The following is a 20,898-nucleotide window of genomic DNA, read 5'->3' as shown; positions in this document are numbered from 1 at the left end:
TGATTTTATATCCTGCAAACTCAAGACATCCACTCCTGTTTTCTTCGAAAAGCCGCGATAAAAAAGCCGTCCGTTCCGTGAACGTGGGGCATCAGTGTCAGCTGATTTTCCGGTTCCCCCTCGACAATGCGGCAAATCTGATCGGGCAGATTGAGAGGCAAAGGTTCAAAGTCATGGTTATTCCGAAGGAATCTTTCCGCCACCTTGCCGTTCTCGTTTGGGTTCAAAGTGCAGGTCGAATAAAATAAAGTTCCATTCGTCTTTACCAGTTTTGATGATTTACACAGAATAAGGTACTGCAAATCAGGCAAACTGTCAATAGCTGATGGTAATTTATACTTAATTTCGGGCTTTCGCCGAATAATGCCCAGCCCGGAACACGGTACGTCGCACAAAACTTTATCCGCCGATGCCAGATCGTCTTCCGCAGCGGAAGCATCCCGTACGGCGGCACTGATAACCGTGAGTTTTAAGCGCTGTGCTCCCTGCCGGATCAGGTTCACCTTGCCTTTGTATTTGTCAAAAGCGAGCAGCTCACCCTTGTTTTCCATCATTTCAGCCATCGTAAAAGTTTTGCCGCCAGGCGCGGAACATACGTCGATGATTCGCTGTCCGGGAAGAGGCTGCAACAAAAAGCAGCATAGCTGAGAAGAAAGATCCTGTATGTGAAACAGGCCTTCACGGTAGCTTTCGGACTGGCTAATCGCACCGATCTGCTGCAGTTCAACAGCCTGATTCAACCATGTAATTGGAACAGCCTTTACACCCTCTGCATTAAGCTTTTCAATCAAGTTTTCCTCAGAAATACAAATATTATTCGTTCTTGCAAATACCGGCGGCTTTGAAAAAGCACTTTCCAGAAGATGAAGGGTACAATCCAGCCCGTATGATTTCTGCCATAGAGAAATCAGCCATTCGGGGCAGGAATACCGGATACTCAACGCTATTTTAGGGTCCTTTCCCTCGTCAGGCATCTGTAAATTGTCCATATTCCGAATCAGAGACCGAAGAATTGCGTTAATAAAGCCAGACGCCTTTACAGCATTGTTTTCTTTTGCCAGAATAACGGATTCGTTGACTGCCGCGGACTTCGGTATTTTTTCAAGATACAGAATCTGATATGCGCCCATGCGCAGGATTTCCAGTACCTGCGGGGACAGCTTTTTAAGCGGCATTTTGGAAAACCGGCTGATATAGTAATCCAGAGTAATCCGTCGCTCCAGAACTCCGTAAAAAATCGCGGAAGCTAACGCTTTGTCACGCGGGTCTAAAGAAAAGGAAATCAGGGTTTTATCCAAAACAATATTGGAGTAGCCTTCGTTTACATCCACATGCAAAAGAGCGGCCAGCGCTGCGGCTCTTGCATTGTCCATTAATCTCTACCCCTTCTGTTTCCTGCAAGAACAAGCAGTCTGAGCAAGGACATAATCGCGGTAAAGCTTGCAGCCAAGTAGGTCATAGCAGCCGCACGCAGTACTTTTTTCGCGCCCTCAAGTTCATCGGGGTACAGAATACCGGCCTCGTCCAATGCACGGATTGCCCGGAAACTGGCGTTGAACTCCACTGGAAGCGTTGCAAGCTGGAACAACACGGCAAAACTGTAAAGCGCAATTCCGAGATTTACGACGAAATTGTACTGAACAGGCAGAATCAACCCTATAATAACAAGCGGAATCGCAAGCCGTGAACCAAAGTTTGTAACCGGAACAAGAATGGCACGGATTTTGTTTGGAAAGTATCCCTGTGCGTGCTGAATTGCGTGCCCCGCTTCATGAGCCGCTACACCGAGTGCCGCAATAGAGGTAGAAGCGTAAACCTGATCGGACAGGCTGATCGTATTGTCCCGAGGATCAAAATGATCTGTAAGACTCCCGGAAATACGCTGCACCTGTACGCCGAGCGCCCCTCCAAACTGTGCAACACTGGAAGCCGCCTGTGCACCCGTCATATTTTTTGCCGTTGAGATACGGGAATATTTTTCAAAAGTGGATTTCACCTGAAACTGTGCAATCATTGTCACAATCAGTGCAGGCACAATAAACACAAAATATGTATAGTCAAAATAATAGAGTCCCATTCCCATCATTAACACCTCCGATTATTTTACCGCTGAATTCTCACCCGTTGGATGTCCGCGAAGAAAATCTTTGCCGTTCATTCTTTTTCCGCCTTCGTACTGAACCTGCAAAAGTTCCAGAGCAGTGTTTTTTCCGCAACATACGACAAAGGAATCGCCGGCTTCCACAATCTTGCCGGGAACCCCCGAATATCCGTCCACTGTTTTTGTTTTATGAATCTTTAAAAGCTTGTCGTGATACATTGTACTTGCCACCGGCCACGGGGAAAGCCCCCGCACCAAGTTGTGGATTGCACCGGCAGACTGATTCCAATCAATGTGGGACAGCTCTTTTGTCAGCATGGAGGCATAGCAGGTGCCTTCTTCACTCTGAGGAATCCGCCTGATGGTTCCGTCTTCCACTCTGCGAAGGGTCTCGACAATCAAATCTGCACCCATCAGCGAAAGCCGATCATGCAGTTCCCCAGCGGTTTCTTCCGGCCCGATTTCCGTCTGAGCGGTCAACAGCATATCACCGGTATCCAGCCCTTCGGCCATAAACATCGTTGTAACACCCGTAACCTTATCCCCGTTAATCACGGACCACTGAATAGGAGCGGCTCCGCGATATTTCGGAAGAAGGGACGCGTGAACATTGATGCAGCCGTAAGGCGGAATCTCCAGAACTTCTTTCGGAAGAATTTTTCCGTAGGCGACGACAACAATTACATCGGGCTTCAGATTTTGAATTGCTTCGGCCGCTTCGGCAGTCCGAAGGGTTTTCGGCTGAAATACCTCAATATTATGTTCCGCCGCAAGCACCTTAACCGGAGGCGGCGTAAGCGTATAGCCCCTTCCCTTCGGTTTGTCCGGCTGCGTAAACACAGCACAGACTTCATGCCCCGCGTTGATTAAATTTCTAAGGCATGGAACAGCAAACTCCGGCGTTCCCATAAAAACAATACGCATTACATCACCTGCATTATTTATTTTAACTTCGCCAGTTCTTCGTCGCTCAGCATGTGGATTACATGCGATTTAAATAGAATACCATCCAGATGGTCAATTTCATGGCAGGTAACTGTAGCAAGCAGTTCCTCTCCCTCTATCTCAAAAAACTCACCTTTACGGTTTTGCGCGCGGACTTTCACATGCATCGGGCGCTTTGTAATGCCGTATTGCCCCGGAGCAGACAAACAGCCCTCCAGGCATTCCTGTTCCCCGCTCTGTTCCAGAAAAATCGGGTTAATCAGTTCGACCGGGCCTTCGCCGATATCGATCACAACCGCTCTCCTTAAAATACCAACTTGCGGGGCGGCAAGTCCGACACCGTCGGCGCTGTGCATGGTTTCCTGCATATCGTCAAGCAAGGTGGAAAGCTTGTCATCAAACTTCTCAACCGGGCGGGAAATCTTATTCAGAAAAGGATCTCCTTCTTTTATAATGTTTCTTATCGCCATAAATATACCTCCAAATTATAAAATACTGTCCGGGTTTATATCCGCAAATACCGTTACAGAAGAAAATTCACGCGTTCCCGCAAACTGAATCAAGAGGCGTGAAACCATCTCCCTGAATTTTGTATTATTGCGGCATTTAATAATCAGTTTATATCTATATTTATTACTCACTTTCCCGATTAATGCCGGAGAGGGGTTCAGCACCCTCATGGGCTGCCCTGGGTAATCGCTCTGTGCAAGGGCCCTGAGCATATTCAAAAAGGCTTTGCTGGCGCCCTGCACTTTCGCCTCCGTACCTCCTACAAAACCGACAACACAAATATCTGAAAAAGGAGGATAAAGCATCGCTTTCCGGATGGCAATTTCCCCCTCATAGTATTCCTGGTAATCCTGTCTGGCAGCAAGCTTAATGATGTCATTTTCCGGAGTAAAAGTCTGAATAATCGCTTTCCCCGCAAACTGACCGCGGCCGGAACGGCCGACAACCTGTGTCAGAAGGTCGAACGCGCGTTCATAGCTTCTGAAATCGTCACTGTAAAGGGTCTGATCGGCCGAAAGCACGCCGACAAGCGTGACATTTTCAAAATCAAGCCCTTTTGCCACCATCTGCGTACCGATGATGATGTCGTACTCCCCGTCGGCAAACTGCCGAAGCTTTTTTTCATAGGCAAACCGCGACATCGTCGAATCGGTATCCAGCCTAAGAATACGCGCGTCAGGCAAAAGCTCCCGAAGCTGCTCTTCGGCTCGCTGTGTCCCGTAACCGGTACAGCGCACTTTGTCCTCATGACACTGAGGGCACTCTTTGCTCAGGGGCATGGAATAACCGCAGTAATGACACATCAGACGGTGATTTGCCGAGTGATAGGTCAATGAGATGCTGCAGTTTGGGCATGTGATAACATGCCCGCAGGCTTTGCAGGATACAAACGTGTTATAGCCCCTGCGATTCAGTAAAATAATCGACTGCCGCCCGTTTTCCAGATTTTCATTCAAAGCCTGATGCAGAACCGAACTCAAAATCGTATTATTTCCGCTTTCAACTTCCGCATTCATGTCTACCACCGAGACTTCCGGAAGTACGGCGTTACCGTAACGGGTGGAAAGCACGTTTAAGCTGTAACGTCCGTTCTGGGCAAGATAGTAGCTTTCAATGGAAGGAGTGGCCGACGACAGCATTAGAAGTGCCTTATGATAAGCACAGCGAAACTTCGCAACATCGCGCGCATGATAACGTGGGGATGATTCCGATTTATAGGTGTATTCCTGTTCCTCGTCCAAAATGATGAGTCCCAGATTTTCAAATGGGGCGAAAACTGCCGAGCGCGTACCAACCGCAATCAGCGCTTCTCCGTTCCGGACTCTTTTCCATTCATCCATACGCTCTCCAAGGGTCAGTCCGCTGTGAAAAACAGCAACGTCCCGTCCGTAGCGCTGATGAAATAAAGAGATGGTCTGAGGAGTCAGAGAAATTTCCGGCACCATTACAATCACACCGCGGCCGTCGGCTCTGACTGTGTCAATCAGCTTCGTAAAAACAGATGTTTTTCCACTGCCGGTAACCCCGTACAGCAAAGAAACGCCACCGCTTCCGGATGCATATTGCCGATATACGTTTGTGTATGCCTGCTGCTGCTCCTCTGAAAGGACAATGTTTTCCGCGGGTCCGCAATCTTGAATATGATCGTATGGATTCCGGTAAATTTCCATATCGTAGTACTGCGCAATACCCTTTGATACGAGCGCGTTTACTACAACAGGGGTCACACCCGCAAAATAGCAAAGCTCTTTTTGAGAAGCACTGCCAACATCACTAAGGATATTGTAAACGCTTTTCTGTTTCGGGGTCAGTTTGTGAATCTCCTGCTCCTCCGTTAACCGTACCATTTTTTGCGCTGCGTCACCTACCTGCCGGACGGTTCCGCTGCTTTTGAGCAGAACATTGGCTTTATAGAGCTTTTCCGGAACTCCGGAATCGGTGGAAAGACCCATATCCTTTAGAAGCCTGTCACGGTCAACCCCGGCACCGGCATGCGATAAATAACGTATCATTTGCTTTTCGAGTTCGCTGAAGCCCTCCAAGTCCATAGCATCCATCGGAGCGGCGAGGGAATATTCTGTCCTGATTTTAAAATTGATTCCCGTTGGCAAAAGCAGCTTGACAGCATCATACAAAGTACAGAAATAATGCTCTTTCAGCCAGACAACAAGACGCAGGGCTTCCTGTGAAAGGAGCGGAACCGAGTCCAACAGTCCTGAAACGAACTTCAATTTACCAGCACTTTCCTGACTCGTCAGGGAAAGAACCATCCCCTGTCGCTTACTGTTTGCGCCGCCAAAGGGTACCACGACCCGGCAGCCCGGTTTGACTGACGCGAGAAGCTCAGAGGGAATCAGGTAATCAAAAGCTTTGTCAAAATGGTAGACGGTTTTTTCTACCGCTACTTTTGCAATGGTAAAATCGGACATTTCGTACCTCGTTGGATTATTCTTTTGAACAGCTATCGGGTTCGATGATCTCGTATTTATTTTCCATTAATTCGTGCACAGCCATATCAACCGGTTTTTCAATCAGGATTTCTCCCCTGTTCTCAGCATCGGCTGCAATTTCTCTTGCTCTTTTGGAAACGGCAACAACAAGGGAATAACGGCTCTGTTCTGGTCCTATAATCAAATCTGCAGATGGTTTAAGCATGGTTCAGTATCCTTTCAATTAAAAGATTATCTCTCTTTACTTTATGCTTTTCAGCACAAATGATATGAATAATTTCGTCGACTGCGTGGTCAACAGTATCATTAATAACAGCGTAATCGTAGTGGACTGCCTCCAGAATCTCATTGCGGGCGGCGGCAAGGCGTTTTTGTACCGCTTCTTCACTCTCTGTCTTACGGTTTTTCAGACGCTGTTCCAGCTCTGTAAACGACGGAGGAAGAATGAAGATGCTGATGCTGTCGGGGCATTTGTTTTTAATTTGTGACCCACCCTGCACTTCAATTTCCAAAATGACATCATCCCCATTTGCAAGCCAATTATCAATCGGTTTGCGGGGGGTACCGTAAAAATTGCCGCAGTACTCAGCACTTTCAATCATTTCGTCCTGCTGAGTCATTCTGACAAATTCATTTTTATCAACAAAAAAGTAATCTGTGCCGTGCACTTCGCCCTTACGGGGCAACCGGGTGGTAGCCGATACGGATAAACGGATATTCGGATCTTTTTCCAGCAGCTTCTTCAGGATCGTATCTTTCCCCGCGCCTGACGGGCCGGAAAAAACAATCAGAAGTCCCTTATTCTTCATCGTCTTCAAGCTCCTCATCGGTAAGGTCTTCCTCGCGGTCATTCAGCCTGTTTGCGACAGTTTCCGGCTGTACGGCGGACAAAATCACATGGTCGCTGTCCGTAATGATAACCGCTCTGGTACGGCGGCCATAGGTTGCGTCAATCAAAGTACCGCGTTCTTTCGCGTCCTGTATTACGCGTTTGATCGGAGCGGACTCCGGGCTGACAATTGCAACGAGACGGTTGGCGGAAACCATGTTGCCAAATCCGATATTAATAAGCTTCATAAAAAATATCCCCTTCTATTGCCGTGGCAATGGTTACTCAATATTTTGTATCTGTTCGCGAATTTTTTCAATTTCCGCTTTGATATCCACAACCATGTACGCGATTTGGGAATCAATGCATTTGGAACCGATTGTGTTGGCCTCCCGGTTCATTTCCTGAACGATAAAATCCAGTTTACGGCCAACCGCTTCATTGGAATTCAGCATATTGGAAAACTGTTCAAAATGGCTGCGAAGCCGTACGGTTTCTTCAGAGACGGCGATTTTGTCGGCAAAAATAGCGGTTTCGGTCAAAATTCGCTGTTCATCTATATTGGTATCGCTTAAAATCTCCGTCAACTTCTGGGTCAGCTTCTGCTGATATTCGTTCACAGTCTGCGGAGATCTTTCTTCAATTTTTCCTACAATTTGAAGAATAGTTTCCGCACGCTGCATAACATCAGCTTTTAACCGTTCGCCCTCGGTCTCTCTCATTTTCAGAAACGCATTTAAAGCCTGATCGGTAACTTGCAAAACGGACTCCCAAATAATCTTTTCGTCTTCAGGAGCTTTATGAACAGTAAAGATGTCGGAATACCTTGAAACAGTTCCTACGGAAACATCATCCCTCAGATTATACCGCTGTGCCAGCTCCCGAAGCGCATTTACATATCCCGCCGCCAGAGAGTGGTTAACCAAAACCTGAGCATCAGTATCCTCCATAGTTTCTATAGATACATAAACATCAATTTTCCCTCTGGAAATTTTGCTTTGCAGGTATGATTTCAATTTCTCATCCAAAAAACCATATCCGCGGGTGATTCTGGATGAAAATTCGAAGTATCTGTGATTAACGGATTTTATTTCAATGATAATGTCCCGGCCGTTAATCACTTCTTCCCATCTTCCAAAGCCCGTCATGCTTTTAATCACGCAGTATCATCTCAATTCACTTTAAATTTATCGCGAAAATTTTTGTGCTATTGTCAACAAAGGGCATTATTAATAATAATATCAGTTTTCTATAGGAATTGTCAACTAGAGCAAAACAATTCAGCCCCAGATTTGGGGCTGAATTGATGAAGAAATTATTAGACTGGGTGAACCATTTTTTCTGCATCGGCGTGCTTGCCGTCAATGCCGTATTTTTTTTCCGCACGCTTCTTAAAGAAGTCGGCGGCGACCTTCGGAAACTGAGCATAGGAAAGAACATCTTCTTCCTGCTCCGTCCACTGAGCACATTCTTTACGCAGAGATTCAAGCTCTGGCTGCAAAAGGTCTGCCGGACGGCAGGTGATTCTCGGTGCATCCCCGATAATCTTCTTTGCAAATTCGTCATCAACCGGTAAAGGCGTAGAACCGTATTTACCGGCAACCAGATCTTTGAATTCGTTGGTGCACATTTTGTAGCGCTCACCGGTAATGATGTTGTAAACAGCCTGTGTGCCGACGATCTGTGAGGTAGGCGTAACCAGCGGCGGGTAACCGGAATCCTTGCGGACACGGGGAACTTCCTGCAGAACTTCTTCCAGTTTATCTGCTTTTCCGGCCTGTTTCAGCTGTGAAAGCAGATTGGAAAGCATGCCGCCCGGCACCTGATAAATCAGAGCCTTTGTATTGGTGGCCAGCATGCTGGGATCCAGCAAACCGCTCTTGATATATTTCGCTCTCAGAGTCATGAAATACTCTCTGATTTCGTTGAGGAGAACCAGATCCAGTCCGGTATCGTATTCCGTTCCCTTGAGCGCCGCTACCATGGATTCGGTGGGTGTATGGGATGTTCCCAGAGCCATAGGCGACATTGCAGTGTCGAGCATATCGACGCCGGCCTCCACCGCCTTCAGTTCACACATGGAAGCAAGCCCGGATGTGTAATGCGTATGAAGCTGAACCGGGATTTTAACAACGGATTTAATGGCCTTGACCAGATCATAAGTTTCATACGGGGTCAAAAGGGCGGCCATATCCTTGATGCAAATGGAATCTGCTCCCGTTTCCTCTATTCTCTTCGCATAATCAATATAATATTCATGCGTAAAAATCGGACCGGTTGTATAGGAAATAGCAACCTGTGCGTGAGCGCCCTCTTTTTTAGCGGCCTTAATCGCTACCTGAAGATTTTTAATATCATTCAGAGCGTCAAAGATTCTGATAATGTCAATCCCGTTTGCAACGGAACGCTGAACAAAATATTCCAGCACATCATCGGCATAGTGACGATAACCAAGCATATTCTGCCCTCTGAAAAGCATCTGGAGTTTCGTGTTCGGGCAATTTTTGCGAAGTGTCCTTAATCTTTCCCACGGGTCTTCGTTCAGAAAGCGAAGACAGGCGTCAAAAGTGGCGCCGCCCCAGCATTCCAGGGAATAATAGCCAACTTTGTCAAGTTTCTCAAGAATAGGAAGCATATCTTCAATCGGCATTCTGGTAGCAATCAGGGACTGATGAGCGTCACGCAGAACCGTTTCGGTAATTCCAATTTTCTTAGCCATAACGATGCCCCCTTACTGGAGGGAAACAAGAGGAGTGCCGGATTCAACACTGTCCCCTTTGTTTACATGAATCGCCGCAACAGCAGCGTCGTGCGGAGCCATAATCTCGTTTTCCATCTTCATGGCCTCTAAAACCACAAGGACGTCGCCCTTCTTTATGTTTTGACCGGCGGTCACATTGACGGATACAATGGTGCCCGGCATTGGGGAAGAAATGAGTTCAGCGCCTGCAGGAACTTCCTTTGAAGCGGCAGCGGCAGCCGGAGCTGGAGCCGGAGTCGGGGCTGCGGCCGGGGCGGCAGGTGCTGAGGGAGCGGGAGCGGCAACGGTAGCCGGAGCGGGTGATACAGCAACAGGGGCCGTACCGTTTACTTCTTCAACCTGAACATCATAAGCAGTGCCGTTTACGGTTATTTTAAGGTTTTTCATATCATTGACCTCCTAAATAAATTGAAATTGATCGATTCGGTGACTATATTTGAATGTTGCTGTGCTTTTTGGGAAGACCGGAAACTCTTTTGCCGGTTATCATCTGAAGAGCCGCAATGATTCTGAGTCTTGTGTCTTCCGGAAGAATGACATCTTCCACAAAGCCTTTGGCGGCAGCGCCGAACGGGGAAGCTTCCGTTTCTTGATACTCTTCGATCAGCTTTTTACGGTCTTCCACCGGGTCGGCGGAACCCTTCAGACGATCACTCCAAAGGAATACGGCAGCAGTTTCAGGCGCAAGCGGGGAAACAACAGCATTGGGCCACGCCATTGTATAATCGGCATTTGCTCCACGGCCTGCAACTGCAATGTAAACCGAACCGTACGCGGCGCCTGTAATCACGGTGACTTTGCCGGTTGTCGCTTCCGAATAGCAGCTGGACAGCTTGGAAGCCTCACGCAGAGATGAAAACTTTTCAGAATTTACAAAGGTGACCAGCGGCAAAGAGAAGGCGTCGCAGAATCGTACAAAACGCGCAGCCTTTGAGCAAGCATCAGCATCCAGTACTCCGGTCAGCGCAATGACGCCTGTTGTTGAACCATCAATTTCAGCCAGTCCCGTAACGGCGGATTCGCCGAACTTTTCACTGAGCTCCAGGAAGGAGTCATCATCGCAAACTCCCGTAAGAATCGATTTTATGTCGGAATCATCCGTCAGGGCAACCGTGTCACTGGAACCCTGAATGTCCAGTACAGGTGCGCCTGAAAGGTTGTTGGAAGGAAGAAGGGTAACAAGCTTGCGAACAGAATTGATCGCTTCCGGTTCACTTCCCGCAACAAGGTGACAAACTCCCTGCCGTGCTGCTTCTTCGGCGGAACCGTGTTCCCCATTGGTCTCAACGGTCAACTCACCTTTGTCCGACATGACGACAATATCCGCGCTTGCTGCTATCATTGCCGATGCTCCCACACAGGGACCCAAAACGAGTGAGATCTGAGGAACAACGCCCGACAGATTATTTGCATTCAATAAAATATCGCCGTAAGCAGCCAGCATCTCGCTGCCTTCCTTTAAACGGCCTCCAATAGAATCATAAATTCCAATCACGGGGAGTCCGGTTTTCAGAGCCAGATTATATAATTTTTTAATCTTTGCTGCCTGTGCGCTTGACATGGCTCCGCCTTCCACATCACTGTTCTGCGAAAAGGCGTAAACGGGAATTCCCTCAATTGTACCATATCCGGCAACAGCTTCCGTATAGTCTTCTCCTGACTTGGCAAAGCAATCAATTTCGTTAAAGCTGCCTACGTCAAATAAAGCGCTGATGCGTCGATAGCCTGTCGTATTTTCCCCCGCGTCGCGGGCAGTGCGCAACAGTTCCGCACGATCGACCTTACTCATTTTAATTCCTCCATTTATATTGAATTTGATTGCAGAAAAATTAACAAAAATCAAATTAAGTATAATATATTACAAAGAAGTTGGCAAGTATTTCTTGGATATTTTGTTTAATTTTGACAGATCTTTATGAAATTCGACAAAGGACTTATGAATTTATGAGTCGACTGAATAAAACCGCACCCGGAAAAGAACTCCTGAAGCGCTTCTATGCGGGATTCAATCCGGTAGGCGCCGATCGTCGCGCCATAAGAAGCCGCCGCTCTCAGCATGCTGTCTGCACACAAACGGCCGTAATCATCCAGAATAGCTAAGTTTTCGCACCCGAAAATCTCCATTTTGAGCATACGGATTACAGAAGACTGCATGTCTACGGCAACATAGCCCAACTCATTGTCCCCTTCGCTCATGATAAGAATCTGAGCGTTATTTTCTGCGTCGGGAATGGTTTGCAGAATTCGGGCGATTCTCTCTTTGTCTTTTAATTCCAAAATGGATATCATCCGGTTCACTCCCCGTTTCTGTATTCTGCTTGTCCGCTTTTGCCCCGGCAATCAGCTTTTTGATTTCTTCTGTTGTAAGCGGCCGCCATGCACCGGGCTGAAGCATTCCAAGCTTTACCGGGCCCACTGCAATACGCTTCAAACGCGCTACCTCCAGACCAAGCTGCTCGCACATTTTCCTGATCTGACGGTTCCTGCCTTCGTAAAGGACGATCTCCAGTACTACACGCCCGGCTTCCTGAGAAATCACATTAACTTTTGCCGGAGCGGTTTTTCGGCCGTCAATCACAATGCCAACCGCTATCTGGGTCAGCTGATCTTCAGAAATAGAAGGGCGCACCGTTACCCGGTAAGTTTTAGGAATATGCAGAGATGGATGGGTCATCGCGTTGGCAAATTCACCGTCATTTGTCATCAGCAGCAATCCCTCAGATTCTCTGTCCAGCCGACCTACCGGGTAAATGCGCTCCGGAATTTCTTTGATAAGTTCCGCCACGCATTTGCGATCCATTTCATCACTCATGGTGGTGATAAATCCGCGCGGCTTGTGCAGCATAATATAAATTGATTTCACATGGGTATCAAGCAGTGTCCCTTTTACACTGACTTTATCTTTCTTGGTGTCTACCTTATCACCGATTTTGGCCGTTACGCCATTTACTTTTACTTCCCCGGCGGAAATCATCTCTTCCGCTTTTCTTCTGGAAGCAACCCCGCAGTCCGCAAGCATTTTTTGCAGCCTAACATCTTTTGCCATACAATAATACATCCTTTTATGTTTTTTATATAAATAGATCTTTGATCCAATCTAAAAATATCTGAAATAAGTTTTTACGCACGACAGCTGTGGAAACCGTTGCCGAAGCCGTAATTTCCGTTGTGGCCAGCGTTTCTCCATTTAAAGTGTACCGTACTATGCCCAGTGTTTGCCCTTCCTGTACAGGCGCATAAAAAAAAGCAGGAAGCTCAACAGTTCTTTTTATGTTTTGCAGTTCCTCTGCATTGACAATTAGATCTCTGCCCAACCCACCTTGCACCGAAACCTGATTGGAAGTACCGCCTACAACTGGTATCTGAGAAATAAATGATGAGTCATCCACCGGATAACGCGACAACTGTGAAAAGCCGTAATTCAGCATTTTTTGGTGGTCGTTCCAGTCATCCGGCGCGTCCAGCGTAACCGCAACCAAATAAATTCCATTGCGTTCCGCCGAGGAAACCAGACATCTGCCGGACTTCTTTGTAAATCCGGTTTTCACTCCGATACAGCCGTCATACAGAGTCAGCAATTTATTGTGATTCGTAAAACGGATCGTTTGAACGGGATTTACATATTCCACGGAAACTGATTTTTTGCTAGCAATTGCAGCAAAATCAGGGTTTTGCATTGCTGCCTTAGCCAACTTTGCCAAGTCTTTGGCAGTAGTATAATGATCGGCGTTATCCAGCCCTGACGGTGTTACAAAATGGGTATCCGTCATATTGAGCTGCTGAGCGCGCTGATTCATCAAACTTGCAAAAGCATCCAGCGAACCGCTGATGGCAATCGCTGCAGAATTAGCCGCATCATTTCCCGATACGACCAGCATTCCTTCCGCCAAGGACTTCAAACTGAGTTTGTTTCCCGGTTTCAGCCCCATGGAAGAACCTTCCACACGAACCATGTTGTCTGTAATCGTTACAATTTTATTATCCACCGCGGCGGTTTCCAGCGTAATCAGAGCCGTCATGATTTTTGTCGTGCTTGCCATGGGCCGTTTGTCATTTTCGTTCTTTGCGTATAGTATCTGCCCATCGTCCGCGTTCATCAACACCGCTGATTTTGCGGAAACCTGCGGCTGGCCATCCGCCCACACGGAAACCGGAAAGGAAAGAGAAAAAAATAACAGACATAACCATAAAGATATTTTCTTTTTTAACAAAACAACCACCTGCCTATCAATTTATATGCAAGCGGTTGCTTCAATATTGAAAAATTATATTTGCGGGTCCTCCAGTTTAACATCTTTGCTTTGTGAAACGTCTTCGCCGCTTTTGTTTTCACCGTTTTTTGTTGATCTTTTGCCATCTCCCTTTTTATTAAAGAGGCCGCTGATTTTATCGACGACGTCCGGGAACATCCCGATCACTCGGTCTGCGGTATTGTTGTAGGGGTCAATCTGCAGCATTTTCACCGAACCGTTGCAAATCGTAATGAAAGCCACAGGATTGATGGAAACGCCCGCGCCGGTGCCGCCGCCAAAGAAGTTTTTCTCTGTCTGGACTTTGCTTGGAAAGTCCGAACCGCCGGAAGCGAACCCATAGCTGATTTTGGAGATCGGAATAATAATGGATCCATCCGGTGCGGTGATCGGGTCACCGACAATGGAATTAATGTCAACCATTTGTTTAATTTTTTCAAGAGTTGTATTCATCATGCCTTCAATAGGATGATCGCTCATTTTTAATGCACCGCCTTATCTGTTGAATTTTTTATTTTTACCGGATTTATTTTTATTTTTTTCAGCATCTTCAGGGATTCCAAAAGTGCAGGCAGCATGGAGGAAAGTATAAACAGCAACTTTATTTTTACTTTGCAGGTAAATGTAATCCGACTCTCCTTCTCGTTAAAGTCGGGAGCAATACGGATATGATAATCTTTGCATTTCACCTGATTCACAAGCAGCCCCATCGCAGGATAAACCACAGAACAGGTACATCCGTAGTAAATAGCAGTCTGAGCAGCGTCCTCATCCGAAACAGAAATATCAACGGAAATAGCATGAATCACGGCGTGAGAAAAAAGCTTCTTAGCAGCACCTGTGGCAATAGAGGCAAATTCACTGATGATGTCCAAAAAACCAGATAAACCCTTTCGCTTTATTATGTCCCTGAATTTTGAATATGCATCACTTTTGTCGCCTGTTTTTTTCTTTCCAGATTTTCCCGTATCTTCAGCTTTTGGGGTATCTGCCGGAATTTTATAACTGAAAAATAAATATTTGATTTTTATAGATAGTTCCTCTTCAAAGCGGGCGGAAACGGAGACGGGAAAAAGCAGAAGGACGAAAAGAAACAGCGCAATTCCCATAAAGATCATCAAAGCAGTCATAATGCCTCCTGCAGTTTATCCATTTATCCGGCGGAAACATCCGTCATTTCCTCTGTTTCTGCTTCAGACTGCTGTGATTTCTCCAGCGGCGGAAGTTCATTAAGTGAGGAAATATTCAGGCACCGTAAAAAATTCGGCGTGGTACCGTACAGCAGAGGCCGGCCGGGAAGCTCCAGCCGACCACGTTCCTCAATCAGGCCCTTTGCGGTCAGACTGCCCAGTACCCCGGAACAATCCACCCCGCGAACCTGCTCAACAAACGCCTTTGTGACCGGCTGATTGTAAGCAATAATGGCAAGAACCTCCATACCCGCCTGTGACAAAGGAGTGTTGCGGCGCATATCCAGAATCCGGCGAACAGGTTCGGCATATTGCGGATTAGAGCACATTTGATATTGGTCCTCGAGTTTAACGATATGGATTCCTGAGTACTCGCGGTTAAACTCATCCATTAAATTCTGAAGCATCTTCGCGGCGGTAGACTTGTCCAGCTCCAGCACATCCGCTATTCTGTCAATGGAAACCGGATCTCCGCTTGAGAAAAGAATCGCTTCTATTGCTCCCTGAAATTTCTTGATTTCCAATTTTTCACACCGCCATTGATTAATTTTATTACCGCACTGCAGTTTCCGCCTTCAACGCGTACTCGCTTTCCTTTTACCAGTTCAAGGACTGCCAAAAAGGTGGCAACCAGATCGGACTTGTCTTTTTTTTCTTCAAACAGATCCTCGTATCTGATTCCGTCCGTCTGCCAGAGACGGCGCAATACATAGATAATCCGGGAAGAAACCGTTACGGTTTTATGGGTGACAATGTGGGAGAAAGCTTCCGGCGGAGGCGGCATCATCCGTTTGCCCCTTCCCACCGCGTTACGGTAAGCATTAAAGATTTCCGCAGGCGTATGGCTGCGTCGATAAGTCGGATCAACCTGAATCTCAGCAGGTTCACGAATAAAGGCATTAAAACTGAAATGCTCAGCCAGAATTTGTGCCACACGCTTGCATTCCTGATATTCCAAAAGCTGGCCGCTCAGTTCCCTGCGGAGTTCATCCGCCTCCTCATGCTTTGGAAGCAGATAGACAGTTTTCATGTAAACCAGCCGTGCCGCCATTTCCAAAAAATCGCTTGCGATATCCATATCCTGTTCCTTCATTGCCTGTATATGCTCCGTATACTGATCTAAAAGCTCGGCAATCGGAATCTCACAGATATTCAGTTTGTTTTTGGCAATCAAGTAGAGCAGCAAATCAAGGGGCCCTTCAAATACAGGAAATCGATAGGATAGTTTTTCCATAATCCCCCACTTTTATAACAGGCCGAACAATTTAAACGGAAGTTCTGCCAGCCACAAAACAACATTTAAGCAGGCACTCTGCAAAACAGCAAGAGGAACACGGAGCATGCCGCTGAATAAAACGACGAATGCCACCATGATGATAATATTCTGGTATCTGTAATAATTGTAAAGCGCCTTATTGGAAAGAAAAGCGCCCAGAATTTTTGAACCGTCCAGCGGAGGCAGCGGAATCATATTAAAAACTGCCAGCGCAACATTGATCGTAATATAGGCAATAAAAAAGCTTTGAATAAACTCGGGAACGTTGGTTTTGAGTGCAATCCACAGCCCCTGATAGAGGATGGCACCCACCAAAGAAGCCAGCAGATTGGACAAAGGCCCCGCCAAAGCGGTGATGGCCATGTCACGTTTCGGATTCTTAAAGTACCGGGAGTCAATCGGAACCGGCTTTGCCCAGCCAAAACCGAACAAAAGCAGAAACAGCGAGCCAACTGGGTCTAAACTGGCAAGCGGATTTAATGTTAATCTGCCACTGTATTTTGCGGTTCTGTCACCAAGCTTGTAGGCAACCCAGCCGTGCGCAAATTCATGAAGAGGCAAAATGCAGAAAATGATAAACAGGGTAGCCAATATTTGGGATAACGCGGAAGCCATGTCAAACGGCTGTCCTGAAAAAACATCACTTATCATGTTAAAAAGCATATATTAGTCTCCTTTATGAAATATTATTATAATACTTTCAGGCCTAAAAAACAAGCAAGGCGGGGAAATCGTAGGGATTTATCATGAAATTTAATTTTTCTGACACAATATAATGAAAAAAGCCCCGAAAAGACTTGCAATTACTTTCATTATCTGATAGAATACCAATGTTGTGATTCTATAAACAGTCCTTTTAAAGGAGGTGCAGACACATGGCAAAATGTGATGTTTGTGGCAAAGATATGGCTTTCGGTATTAGAGTCTCCCACTCTCACAGACGTGCGAACAGAACTTGGAAGCCCAATATTAAACGTGTTAAAGCAGTTGTGAACGGTACTCCTAAGCGTATTTACGCCTGCACCCGTTGCTTGCGTTCCGGCAAGGTAACCCGAGCCGTCTGATCAAAACAAAACATTATGTTTAGAGGAGCCTTTAAGGGCTCCTTTTTTCTGCGAAAAAATCGTTAAAAGCAGAGCCGCTATGAACTTTGGATCATAGCGGCTCTGTGTTTTATGTTCTGTGATTAATCGTAATTTTCTTTTCAGTTCCGTTCTTGATTCTTTCAATATTCGTTCTGTGTTTATAAATCAGAACGAATCCCATACAAAATGCAATAGCGGTCGTCACCCATACATAGGAAATCGGTACCGGCCCGGCCGACACCTGACTCCCCCGGAAATCAATGAAGAAGGTAATGATAAACGTAGCAACCGGGAAAGCCGCCGCCGCGCAAATGGAGGACAGAGAAACAATTTTAGTGGTCAGGAACAAAGCCAGAAACACACCAATAACGATTAGGAACACACGCCAGTCGATCAATGCGATCATCGCGGCGCTGGTCAATACGCCCTTGCCGCCCTTAAAACCGAAATAAAGCGGATAGATATGTCCGAAAACGCAGGCCACACCGGCAATATAGGCGCCGTACTGTGCAACAACATGCGGATTGACAATCAACGGCGCTGCGGCTTGGGTGCAAACATACTGAAACACCGCCCTGCCGATCATAACAGAAACTGCGCCTTTGGCAAAATCAAAAATAAAAGTAAAAATCGCAGCTTTGACACCAACGGATCGCAGAACATTGGTTGCTCCCGCGTTTCCGCTGCCCATCGTGCGGATATCCAAATTATTATCAAATGCTTTTGTAAAAATGATAGAAGAGCTAATACTTCCCAACAGATATGAAACAAGCGCTACTAAAACCGATGGCAGTGCAAAATCTCTAAGATAACTGAACATCAGTAACTCCTCCTTACTTATCTCCTCGCTCACGCACAATAAACCGAATAGGGGTACCTTCTAGCCCAAAAGTTTCACGGATTCTGTTTTCAAGATACCGTTGGTATGAAAAATGGAACAACTGTGCGGAATTAACAAAGCATACAAAGGTAGGCGGTTTGACCGTCGCCTGTGTCATGTAGAATATCTTCAACCTCCTTCCTTTGTCAGTCGGCGGCTGGACTCTTGCCACAGCCTGAGCCAGGACATCGTTAAGCATGCCCGTAGCAATACGCATGGAATTGGAATTTGCCGCATGCTTAATCAGGTCGAAAAGACGGTCGAGCCTCTGGCCTGTTTTTGCTGAAATAAAAACCATAGGTGCATAGGACATAAAAGAAAAGTCATCTTCCAGTTTTCTGCGGTACTCTATCATGGTCCGGTCGTCTTTTTCTATGATGTCCCACTTATTGACGACAATTACGCAACCTTTTCCGGCTTCATGTGCCAGACCGGCTACTTTGGAATCCTGATCGGTAAATCCGACCGAAGCGTCTATCATAATGACACAGACATCGGCACGTTCTATGGCCATCTGTGCGCGGATAACGCTGTATTTTTCAATGGAATCGTCCACCTTGCTCTTCTTGCGCAGCCCTGCGGTATCAATCAGCGTAAAACGTCCATGCTGATTTTCAATGGTCGTATCAATCGCGTCGCGCGTTGTGCCGGCAATATCAGAAACAATGCATCTTTCCTCACCGGAAATCTTGTTTACAAGGGAAGATTTTCCAACATTCGGTTTGCCTATAATGGCAACCTTAATGATTTCGCTGTCGATTTCATCCTCTTCGTCTGCAGGGAAATATTCTACAATTCTGTCAAGCAAGTCGCCCGTCCCGTGACCATGAACAGAAGAAACCGCTACTGGGTCACCAAGTCCCAAATTATAAAACTCATAGAATTCCGCAGGAGGTTCGCCGATCATATCACATTTGTTGACACACAGAACAACAGGCCTGCCGCTTTTCAGCAGCATAGCCGCGATATCGGAATCCGTCGCCACAACACCCGTACGAATATCTGCGACCAGTACAATTACATCCGCCGCGTCGATTGCAAGCTGAGCCTGCATCCGCATCTGGGATAAAATAACATCACCGGAAGCCGGCTCAATTCCTCCCGTGTCTACGATGGAAAACTTACGGTTACGCCATTCACACTCCCCGTATATTCGGTCTCTGGTAACTCCCGGGGTATCGTCTACAATGGAAAGACGCTCCCCGATCAATTTATTAAAAAGTGTCGATTTCCCGACATTTGGCCTGCCTACAATGGCAACTACAGGTTTAGCCAATAACATCAACTCCTAATACTGTATTCAAAAGCTCATAGCCGTCATTGGCAGATACGGTTACTTTCACATTCAAGGCTTTGCTCAAATCGTCAAGAGAAGTATCATCCAAAAAAATATCTCCTTCACGGCGAAGCATCACGGCGGGCACAATCAGCTCGTCGCCCAAATCCTTCCCCTTTAACTGCTGTATGATATCGGTACCGGTTATCAGCCCCGTAACATTTATGGTATCCCCAAAATAATGATTAATAATTGGTATCAGATTACATGCTAAATTATTGCATTTTATTCTTAATTCGTCAAGTAAAGAATTAAGAAAATTATAAACGCTTGTCCCGGTAATTAACGTAACGCGCCGGGGCTTGCGGGGCGGCTGAAAGTCCTCAAGTGCACTCTCGAATTCCTGCTTCAAATTCGCCATGAGTCCCACACCGTTCTCCAGCTGATCGAAATCGCCGTAGAATTCGGCGGACGGGATGGGACGCCCCGCTTTCAGATAAAATTCATCCGCGGCATAGCAGATTCTTGCGCCGTATTGATCTAAAAAGCGTTCGCCGAATTCCTCCAGAATCTGAACCGCCGCTTCCGCAGATCTCCTGTCAAACGATTCCAGCGGAAATAATCCCTCTCTGAACCTGGTCAGGCCCACCGGAACGGCGGCAATGCTCTGCACTGCCGGATAAAGTCTCCCAAGATCGGTCAAGCTGCGTTTCAGCTCTTCCCCGTCGTTAATTCCCTTGCAGACAACAAGCTGGGTGTTGATTTTAATGCCCGCCTCCGCAAGCCGGTACAGAATCCGCAGAGACTCCCCGGCAAAGCGGTTGCCCATCATCTTCACCCGAAGCTCCGGATTGGTGGTATGGACAGATATATTCACAGGGCTGATATGCATTTCTATGATTCTATCGACATCGTGCTCACTCATATTGGTCAGCGTAATATAATTCCCAAATAGAAAGGACAGCCGGGAATCATCATCTTTAAAGTAAAGCGTGCTGCGCATCCCCTTCGGCAGCTGGTCAATAAAGCAAAAAATGCACTTGTTGCGGCAGGAATGCTGCTCATCCATTAAGTATGTCTCGAATTCCAGCCCAATTGACTCATATTCCCCCTTGCGAATAGAAACCGTACGAGGGTTCCGGTCACTGTCCATCAGCAAAACGGACAGACTTTTGCTGGTTTCGTAAAAGCGATAGTCCAAAACATCGTTAATCTCATTGCCGTTAATGGAAATCAGCGTCTCCCCGGGCAATATCTTCATTTTTTCGGCGGGGCTGTCCAGATCGACCGAAAGAATTTTTACTGACATGATAACTCCTCTGCTGTAATAAGATTCATAAAAAAA

Annotated in this window: 24 protein-coding genes; 1 reads left to right on the top strand and 23 read right to left on the bottom strand. The window is 46.6% G+C overall.

Annotation, left to right across the window (positions count from 1 at the left end; translation table 11 throughout):
- Nucleotides 1-20: 20 nt before the first annotated feature.
- The 20 genes from rsmB to J5W02_RS14335 all read right to left on the bottom strand — a co-directional run bounded on the left by rsmB (nt 21) and on the right by J5W02_RS14335 (nt 16,975).
- Nucleotides 21-1,373, bottom strand: a complete 1,353-nt coding sequence (gene rsmB / locus J5W02_RS14430) for a 16S rRNA (cytosine(967)-C(5))-methyltransferase RsmB (RefSeq protein WP_219966413.1) — start codon at nt 1,371-1,373, stop codon at nt 21-23.
- Nucleotides 1,373-2,077 (bottom strand): zinc metallopeptidase, encoded by a 705-nt coding sequence (locus J5W02_RS14425; RefSeq protein ID WP_219966441.1) that lies wholly within the window; start codon nt 2,075-2,077, stop codon nt 1,373-1,375. Before J5W02_RS14425 ends, rsmB begins: the two co-directional genes overlap by 1 nt.
- A 21-nt stretch (nt 2,078-2,098) precedes the next feature.
- The gene (gene fmt / locus J5W02_RS14420; RefSeq protein WP_219966412.1) at nt 2,099-3,025 is read right to left on the bottom strand and encodes a methionyl-tRNA formyltransferase; all 927 of its coding nucleotides are present in this window, start codon (nt 3,023-3,025) and stop codon (nt 2,099-2,101) included.
- Nucleotides 3,026-3,042: 17 nt separating this feature from the next.
- The gene (gene def, locus J5W02_RS14415; RefSeq protein WP_219966411.1) at nt 3,043-3,516 is read right to left on the bottom strand and encodes a peptide deformylase; all 474 of its coding nucleotides are present in this window, start codon (nt 3,514-3,516) and stop codon (nt 3,043-3,045) included.
- A 15-nt stretch (nt 3,517-3,531) separates the two neighbouring features.
- Nucleotides 3,532-5,985 (bottom strand): replication restart helicase PriA, encoded by a 2,454-nt coding sequence (gene priA / locus J5W02_RS14410; protein ID WP_219966410.1) that lies wholly within the window; start codon nt 5,983-5,985, stop codon nt 3,532-3,534.
- A gap of 16 nt (nt 5,986-6,001) precedes the next feature.
- A complete protein-coding gene (locus J5W02_RS14405; RefSeq protein WP_219966409.1) occupies nt 6,002-6,211 on the bottom strand; it encodes a DNA-directed RNA polymerase subunit omega in 210 nt (69 codons plus the stop codon).
- Nucleotides 6,204-6,815 carry a guanylate kinase gene (gmk, locus tag J5W02_RS14400; protein ID WP_219966408.1) on the bottom strand — a complete coding sequence of 204 codons (612 nt, stop codon included), beginning with the start codon at nt 6,813-6,815 and terminating at the stop codon, nt 6,204-6,206. Before gmk ends, J5W02_RS14405 begins: the two co-directional genes overlap by 8 nt.
- Entirely contained in the window at nt 6,805-7,083 is a 279-nt protein-coding gene (gene remA / locus J5W02_RS14395; RefSeq protein WP_219966407.1) for an extracellular matrix/biofilm regulator RemA, read from the bottom strand. Before remA ends, gmk begins: the two co-directional genes overlap by 11 nt.
- A gap of 33 nt (nt 7,084-7,116) precedes the next feature.
- A complete protein-coding gene (locus J5W02_RS14390) occupies nt 7,117-7,995 on the bottom strand; it encodes a YicC/YloC family endoribonuclease (RefSeq protein ID WP_219966406.1) in 879 nt (292 codons plus the stop codon).
- 158 nt (nt 7,996-8,153) lie between these two features.
- Complete coding sequence (locus J5W02_RS14385; protein ID WP_219966405.1) at nt 8,154-9,554, bottom strand: oxaloacetate decarboxylase subunit alpha; 1,401 nt, start codon at nt 9,552-9,554, stop codon at nt 8,154-8,156.
- A 12-nt stretch (nt 9,555-9,566) separates the two neighbouring features.
- Complete coding sequence (locus J5W02_RS14380; protein ID WP_219966404.1) at nt 9,567-9,983, bottom strand: biotin/lipoyl-containing protein; 417 nt, start codon at nt 9,981-9,983, stop codon at nt 9,567-9,569.
- A gap of 43 nt (nt 9,984-10,026) precedes the next feature.
- Nucleotides 10,027-11,385: an acyl-CoA carboxylase subunit beta gene (locus J5W02_RS14375; protein ID WP_219966403.1), complete on the bottom strand. Its 1,359-nt coding sequence runs from the start codon at nt 11,383-11,385 to the stop codon at nt 10,027-10,029.
- A gap of 107 nt (nt 11,386-11,492) precedes the next feature.
- Nucleotides 11,493-11,873 (bottom strand): hypothetical protein, encoded by a 381-nt coding sequence (locus J5W02_RS14370; protein WP_219966402.1) that lies wholly within the window; start codon nt 11,871-11,873, stop codon nt 11,493-11,495.
- On the bottom strand, nt 11,809-12,642 hold the full coding sequence (locus J5W02_RS14365; RefSeq protein ID WP_219966401.1) for a pseudouridine synthase: 834 nt from the start codon (nt 12,640-12,642) through the stop codon (nt 11,809-11,811). Before J5W02_RS14365 ends, J5W02_RS14370 begins: the two co-directional genes overlap by 65 nt.
- Nucleotides 12,643-12,667: 25 nt before the next feature.
- Nucleotides 12,668-13,816 (bottom strand): D-alanyl-D-alanine carboxypeptidase family protein, encoded by a 1,149-nt coding sequence (locus J5W02_RS14360; RefSeq protein WP_407928390.1) that lies wholly within the window; start codon nt 13,814-13,816, stop codon nt 12,668-12,670.
- 45 nt (nt 13,817-13,861) lie between these two features.
- A complete protein-coding gene (ytfJ, locus tag J5W02_RS14355; RefSeq protein ID WP_219966399.1) occupies nt 13,862-14,326 on the bottom strand; it encodes a GerW family sporulation protein in 465 nt (154 codons plus the stop codon).
- 2 nt (nt 14,327-14,328) lie between these two features.
- Nucleotides 14,329-14,976: a DUF2953 domain-containing protein gene (locus tag J5W02_RS14350; RefSeq protein ID WP_219966398.1), complete on the bottom strand. Its 648-nt coding sequence runs from the start codon at nt 14,974-14,976 to the stop codon at nt 14,329-14,331.
- Nucleotides 14,977-14,999: 23 nt separating this feature from the next.
- Nucleotides 15,000-15,560 carry an SMC-Scp complex subunit ScpB gene (scpB, locus tag J5W02_RS14345; protein WP_219966397.1) on the bottom strand — a complete coding sequence of 187 codons (561 nt, stop codon included), beginning with the start codon at nt 15,558-15,560 and terminating at the stop codon, nt 15,000-15,002.
- Nucleotides 15,530-16,270 (bottom strand): segregation and condensation protein A, encoded by a 741-nt coding sequence (locus J5W02_RS14340; RefSeq protein ID WP_219966396.1) that lies wholly within the window; start codon nt 16,268-16,270, stop codon nt 15,530-15,532. The genes scpB and J5W02_RS14340 overlap by 31 nt, the downstream gene beginning before the upstream one ends.
- Before the next feature lie 12 nt (nt 16,271-16,282).
- Complete coding sequence (locus J5W02_RS14335) at nt 16,283-16,975, bottom strand: site-2 protease family protein (protein ID WP_219966395.1); 693 nt, start codon at nt 16,973-16,975, stop codon at nt 16,283-16,285.
- Nucleotides 16,976-17,187: 212 nt separating this feature from the next.
- On the opposite strand from J5W02_RS14335, the gene rpmB reads away from it, so the two are divergent.
- A complete protein-coding gene (gene rpmB, locus J5W02_RS14330; RefSeq protein ID WP_081928271.1) occupies nt 17,188-17,376 on the top strand; it encodes a 50S ribosomal protein L28 in 189 nt (62 codons plus the stop codon).
- Between the two features lie 109 nt (nt 17,377-17,485).
- Here rpmB and plsY read toward each other — a convergent pair whose 3' ends face one another.
- The 3 genes from plsY to J5W02_RS14315 are packed head-to-tail and all read right to left on the bottom strand — an operon-like array spanning nt 17,486 to nt 20,862.
- A complete protein-coding gene (plsY, locus tag J5W02_RS14325; RefSeq protein WP_219966394.1) occupies nt 17,486-18,217 on the bottom strand; it encodes a glycerol-3-phosphate 1-O-acyltransferase PlsY in 732 nt (243 codons plus the stop codon).
- A gap of 13 nt (nt 18,218-18,230) precedes the next feature.
- Nucleotides 18,231-19,553 (bottom strand): ribosome biogenesis GTPase Der, encoded by a 1,323-nt coding sequence (gene der / locus J5W02_RS14320; protein WP_219966393.1) that lies wholly within the window; start codon nt 19,551-19,553, stop codon nt 18,231-18,233.
- A complete protein-coding gene (locus J5W02_RS14315; RefSeq protein ID WP_219966392.1) occupies nt 19,546-20,862 on the bottom strand; it encodes a DUF512 domain-containing protein in 1,317 nt (438 codons plus the stop codon). Before J5W02_RS14315 ends, der begins: the two co-directional genes overlap by 8 nt.
- Nucleotides 20,863-20,898 lie beyond the last annotated feature (36 nt).

Origin of the sequence: Caproiciproducens faecalis, assembly GCF_019448085.1 — a bacterium.
In the GTDB taxonomy this organism is placed as follows: Bacteria; Bacillota; Clostridia; order Oscillospirales; family Acutalibacteraceae; genus Caproiciproducens; species Caproiciproducens faecalis.
The sequence above is the reverse complement of the archived record's forward strand: the minus strand, read 5'-3'. Positions and strand labels throughout refer to the sequence as shown.

Excerpts from the sequence above, each read along its gene's own strand:
- rsmB (WP_219966413.1), bottom strand. The coding sequence starts at position 1,373 with ATGGACAATGCAAGAGCCGCAGCGCTGGCCGCTCTTTTGCATGTGGAT.
- J5W02_RS14425 (WP_219966441.1), bottom strand. The coding sequence starts at position 2,077 with ATGGGACTCTATTATTTTGACTATACATATTTTGTGTTTATTGTGCCT.
- fmt (WP_219966412.1), bottom strand. The coding sequence starts at position 3,025 with ATGCGTATTGTTTTTATGGGAACGCCGGAGTTTGCTGTTCCATGCCTT.
- def (WP_219966411.1), bottom strand. The coding sequence starts at position 3,516 with ATGGCGATAAGAAACATTATAAAAGAAGGAGATCCTTTTCTGAATAAG.
- priA (WP_219966410.1), bottom strand. The coding sequence starts at position 5,985 with ATGTCCGATTTTACCATTGCAAAAGTAGCGGTAGAAAAAACCGTCTAC.
- J5W02_RS14405 (WP_219966409.1), bottom strand. The coding sequence starts at position 6,211 with ATGCTTAAACCATCTGCAGATTTGATTATAGGACCAGAACAGAGCCGT.
- gmk (WP_219966408.1), bottom strand. The coding sequence starts at position 6,815 with ATGAAGAATAAGGGACTTCTGATTGTTTTTTCCGGCCCGTCAGGCGCG.
- remA (WP_219966407.1), bottom strand. The coding sequence starts at position 7,083 with ATGAAGCTTATTAATATCGGATTTGGCAACATGGTTTCCGCCAACCGT.
- J5W02_RS14385 (WP_219966405.1), bottom strand. The coding sequence starts at position 9,554 with ATGGCTAAGAAAATTGGAATTACCGAAACGGTTCTGCGTGACGCTCAT.
- J5W02_RS14380 (WP_219966404.1), bottom strand. The coding sequence starts at position 9,983 with ATGAAAAACCTTAAAATAACCGTAAACGGCACTGCTTATGATGTTCAG.
- J5W02_RS14375 (WP_219966403.1), bottom strand. The coding sequence starts at position 11,385 with ATGAGTAAGGTCGATCGTGCGGAACTGTTGCGCACTGCCCGCGACGCG.
- J5W02_RS14365 (WP_219966401.1), bottom strand. The coding sequence starts at position 12,642 with ATGGCAAAAGATGTTAGGCTGCAAAAAATGCTTGCGGACTGCGGGGTT.
- ytfJ (WP_219966399.1), bottom strand. The coding sequence starts at position 14,326 with ATGAGCGATCATCCTATTGAAGGCATGATGAATACAACTCTTGAAAAA.
- J5W02_RS14350 (WP_219966398.1), bottom strand. The coding sequence starts at position 14,976 with ATGACTGCTTTGATGATCTTTATGGGAATTGCGCTGTTTCTTTTCGTC.
- J5W02_RS14340 (WP_219966396.1), bottom strand. The coding sequence starts at position 16,270 with ATGGAAAAACTATCCTATCGATTTCCTGTATTTGAAGGGCCCCTTGAT.
- J5W02_RS14335 (WP_219966395.1), bottom strand. The coding sequence starts at position 16,975 with ATGCTTTTTAACATGATAAGTGATGTTTTTTCAGGACAGCCGTTTGAC.
- rpmB (WP_081928271.1), top strand. The coding sequence starts at position 17,188 with ATGGCAAAATGTGATGTTTGTGGCAAAGATATGGCTTTCGGTATTAGA.
- plsY (WP_219966394.1), bottom strand. The coding sequence starts at position 18,217 with ATGTTCAGTTATCTTAGAGATTTTGCACTGCCATCGGTTTTAGTAGCG.
- J5W02_RS14315 (WP_219966392.1), bottom strand. The coding sequence starts at position 20,862 with ATGTCAGTAAAAATTCTTTCGGTCGATCTGGACAGCCCCGCCGAAAAA.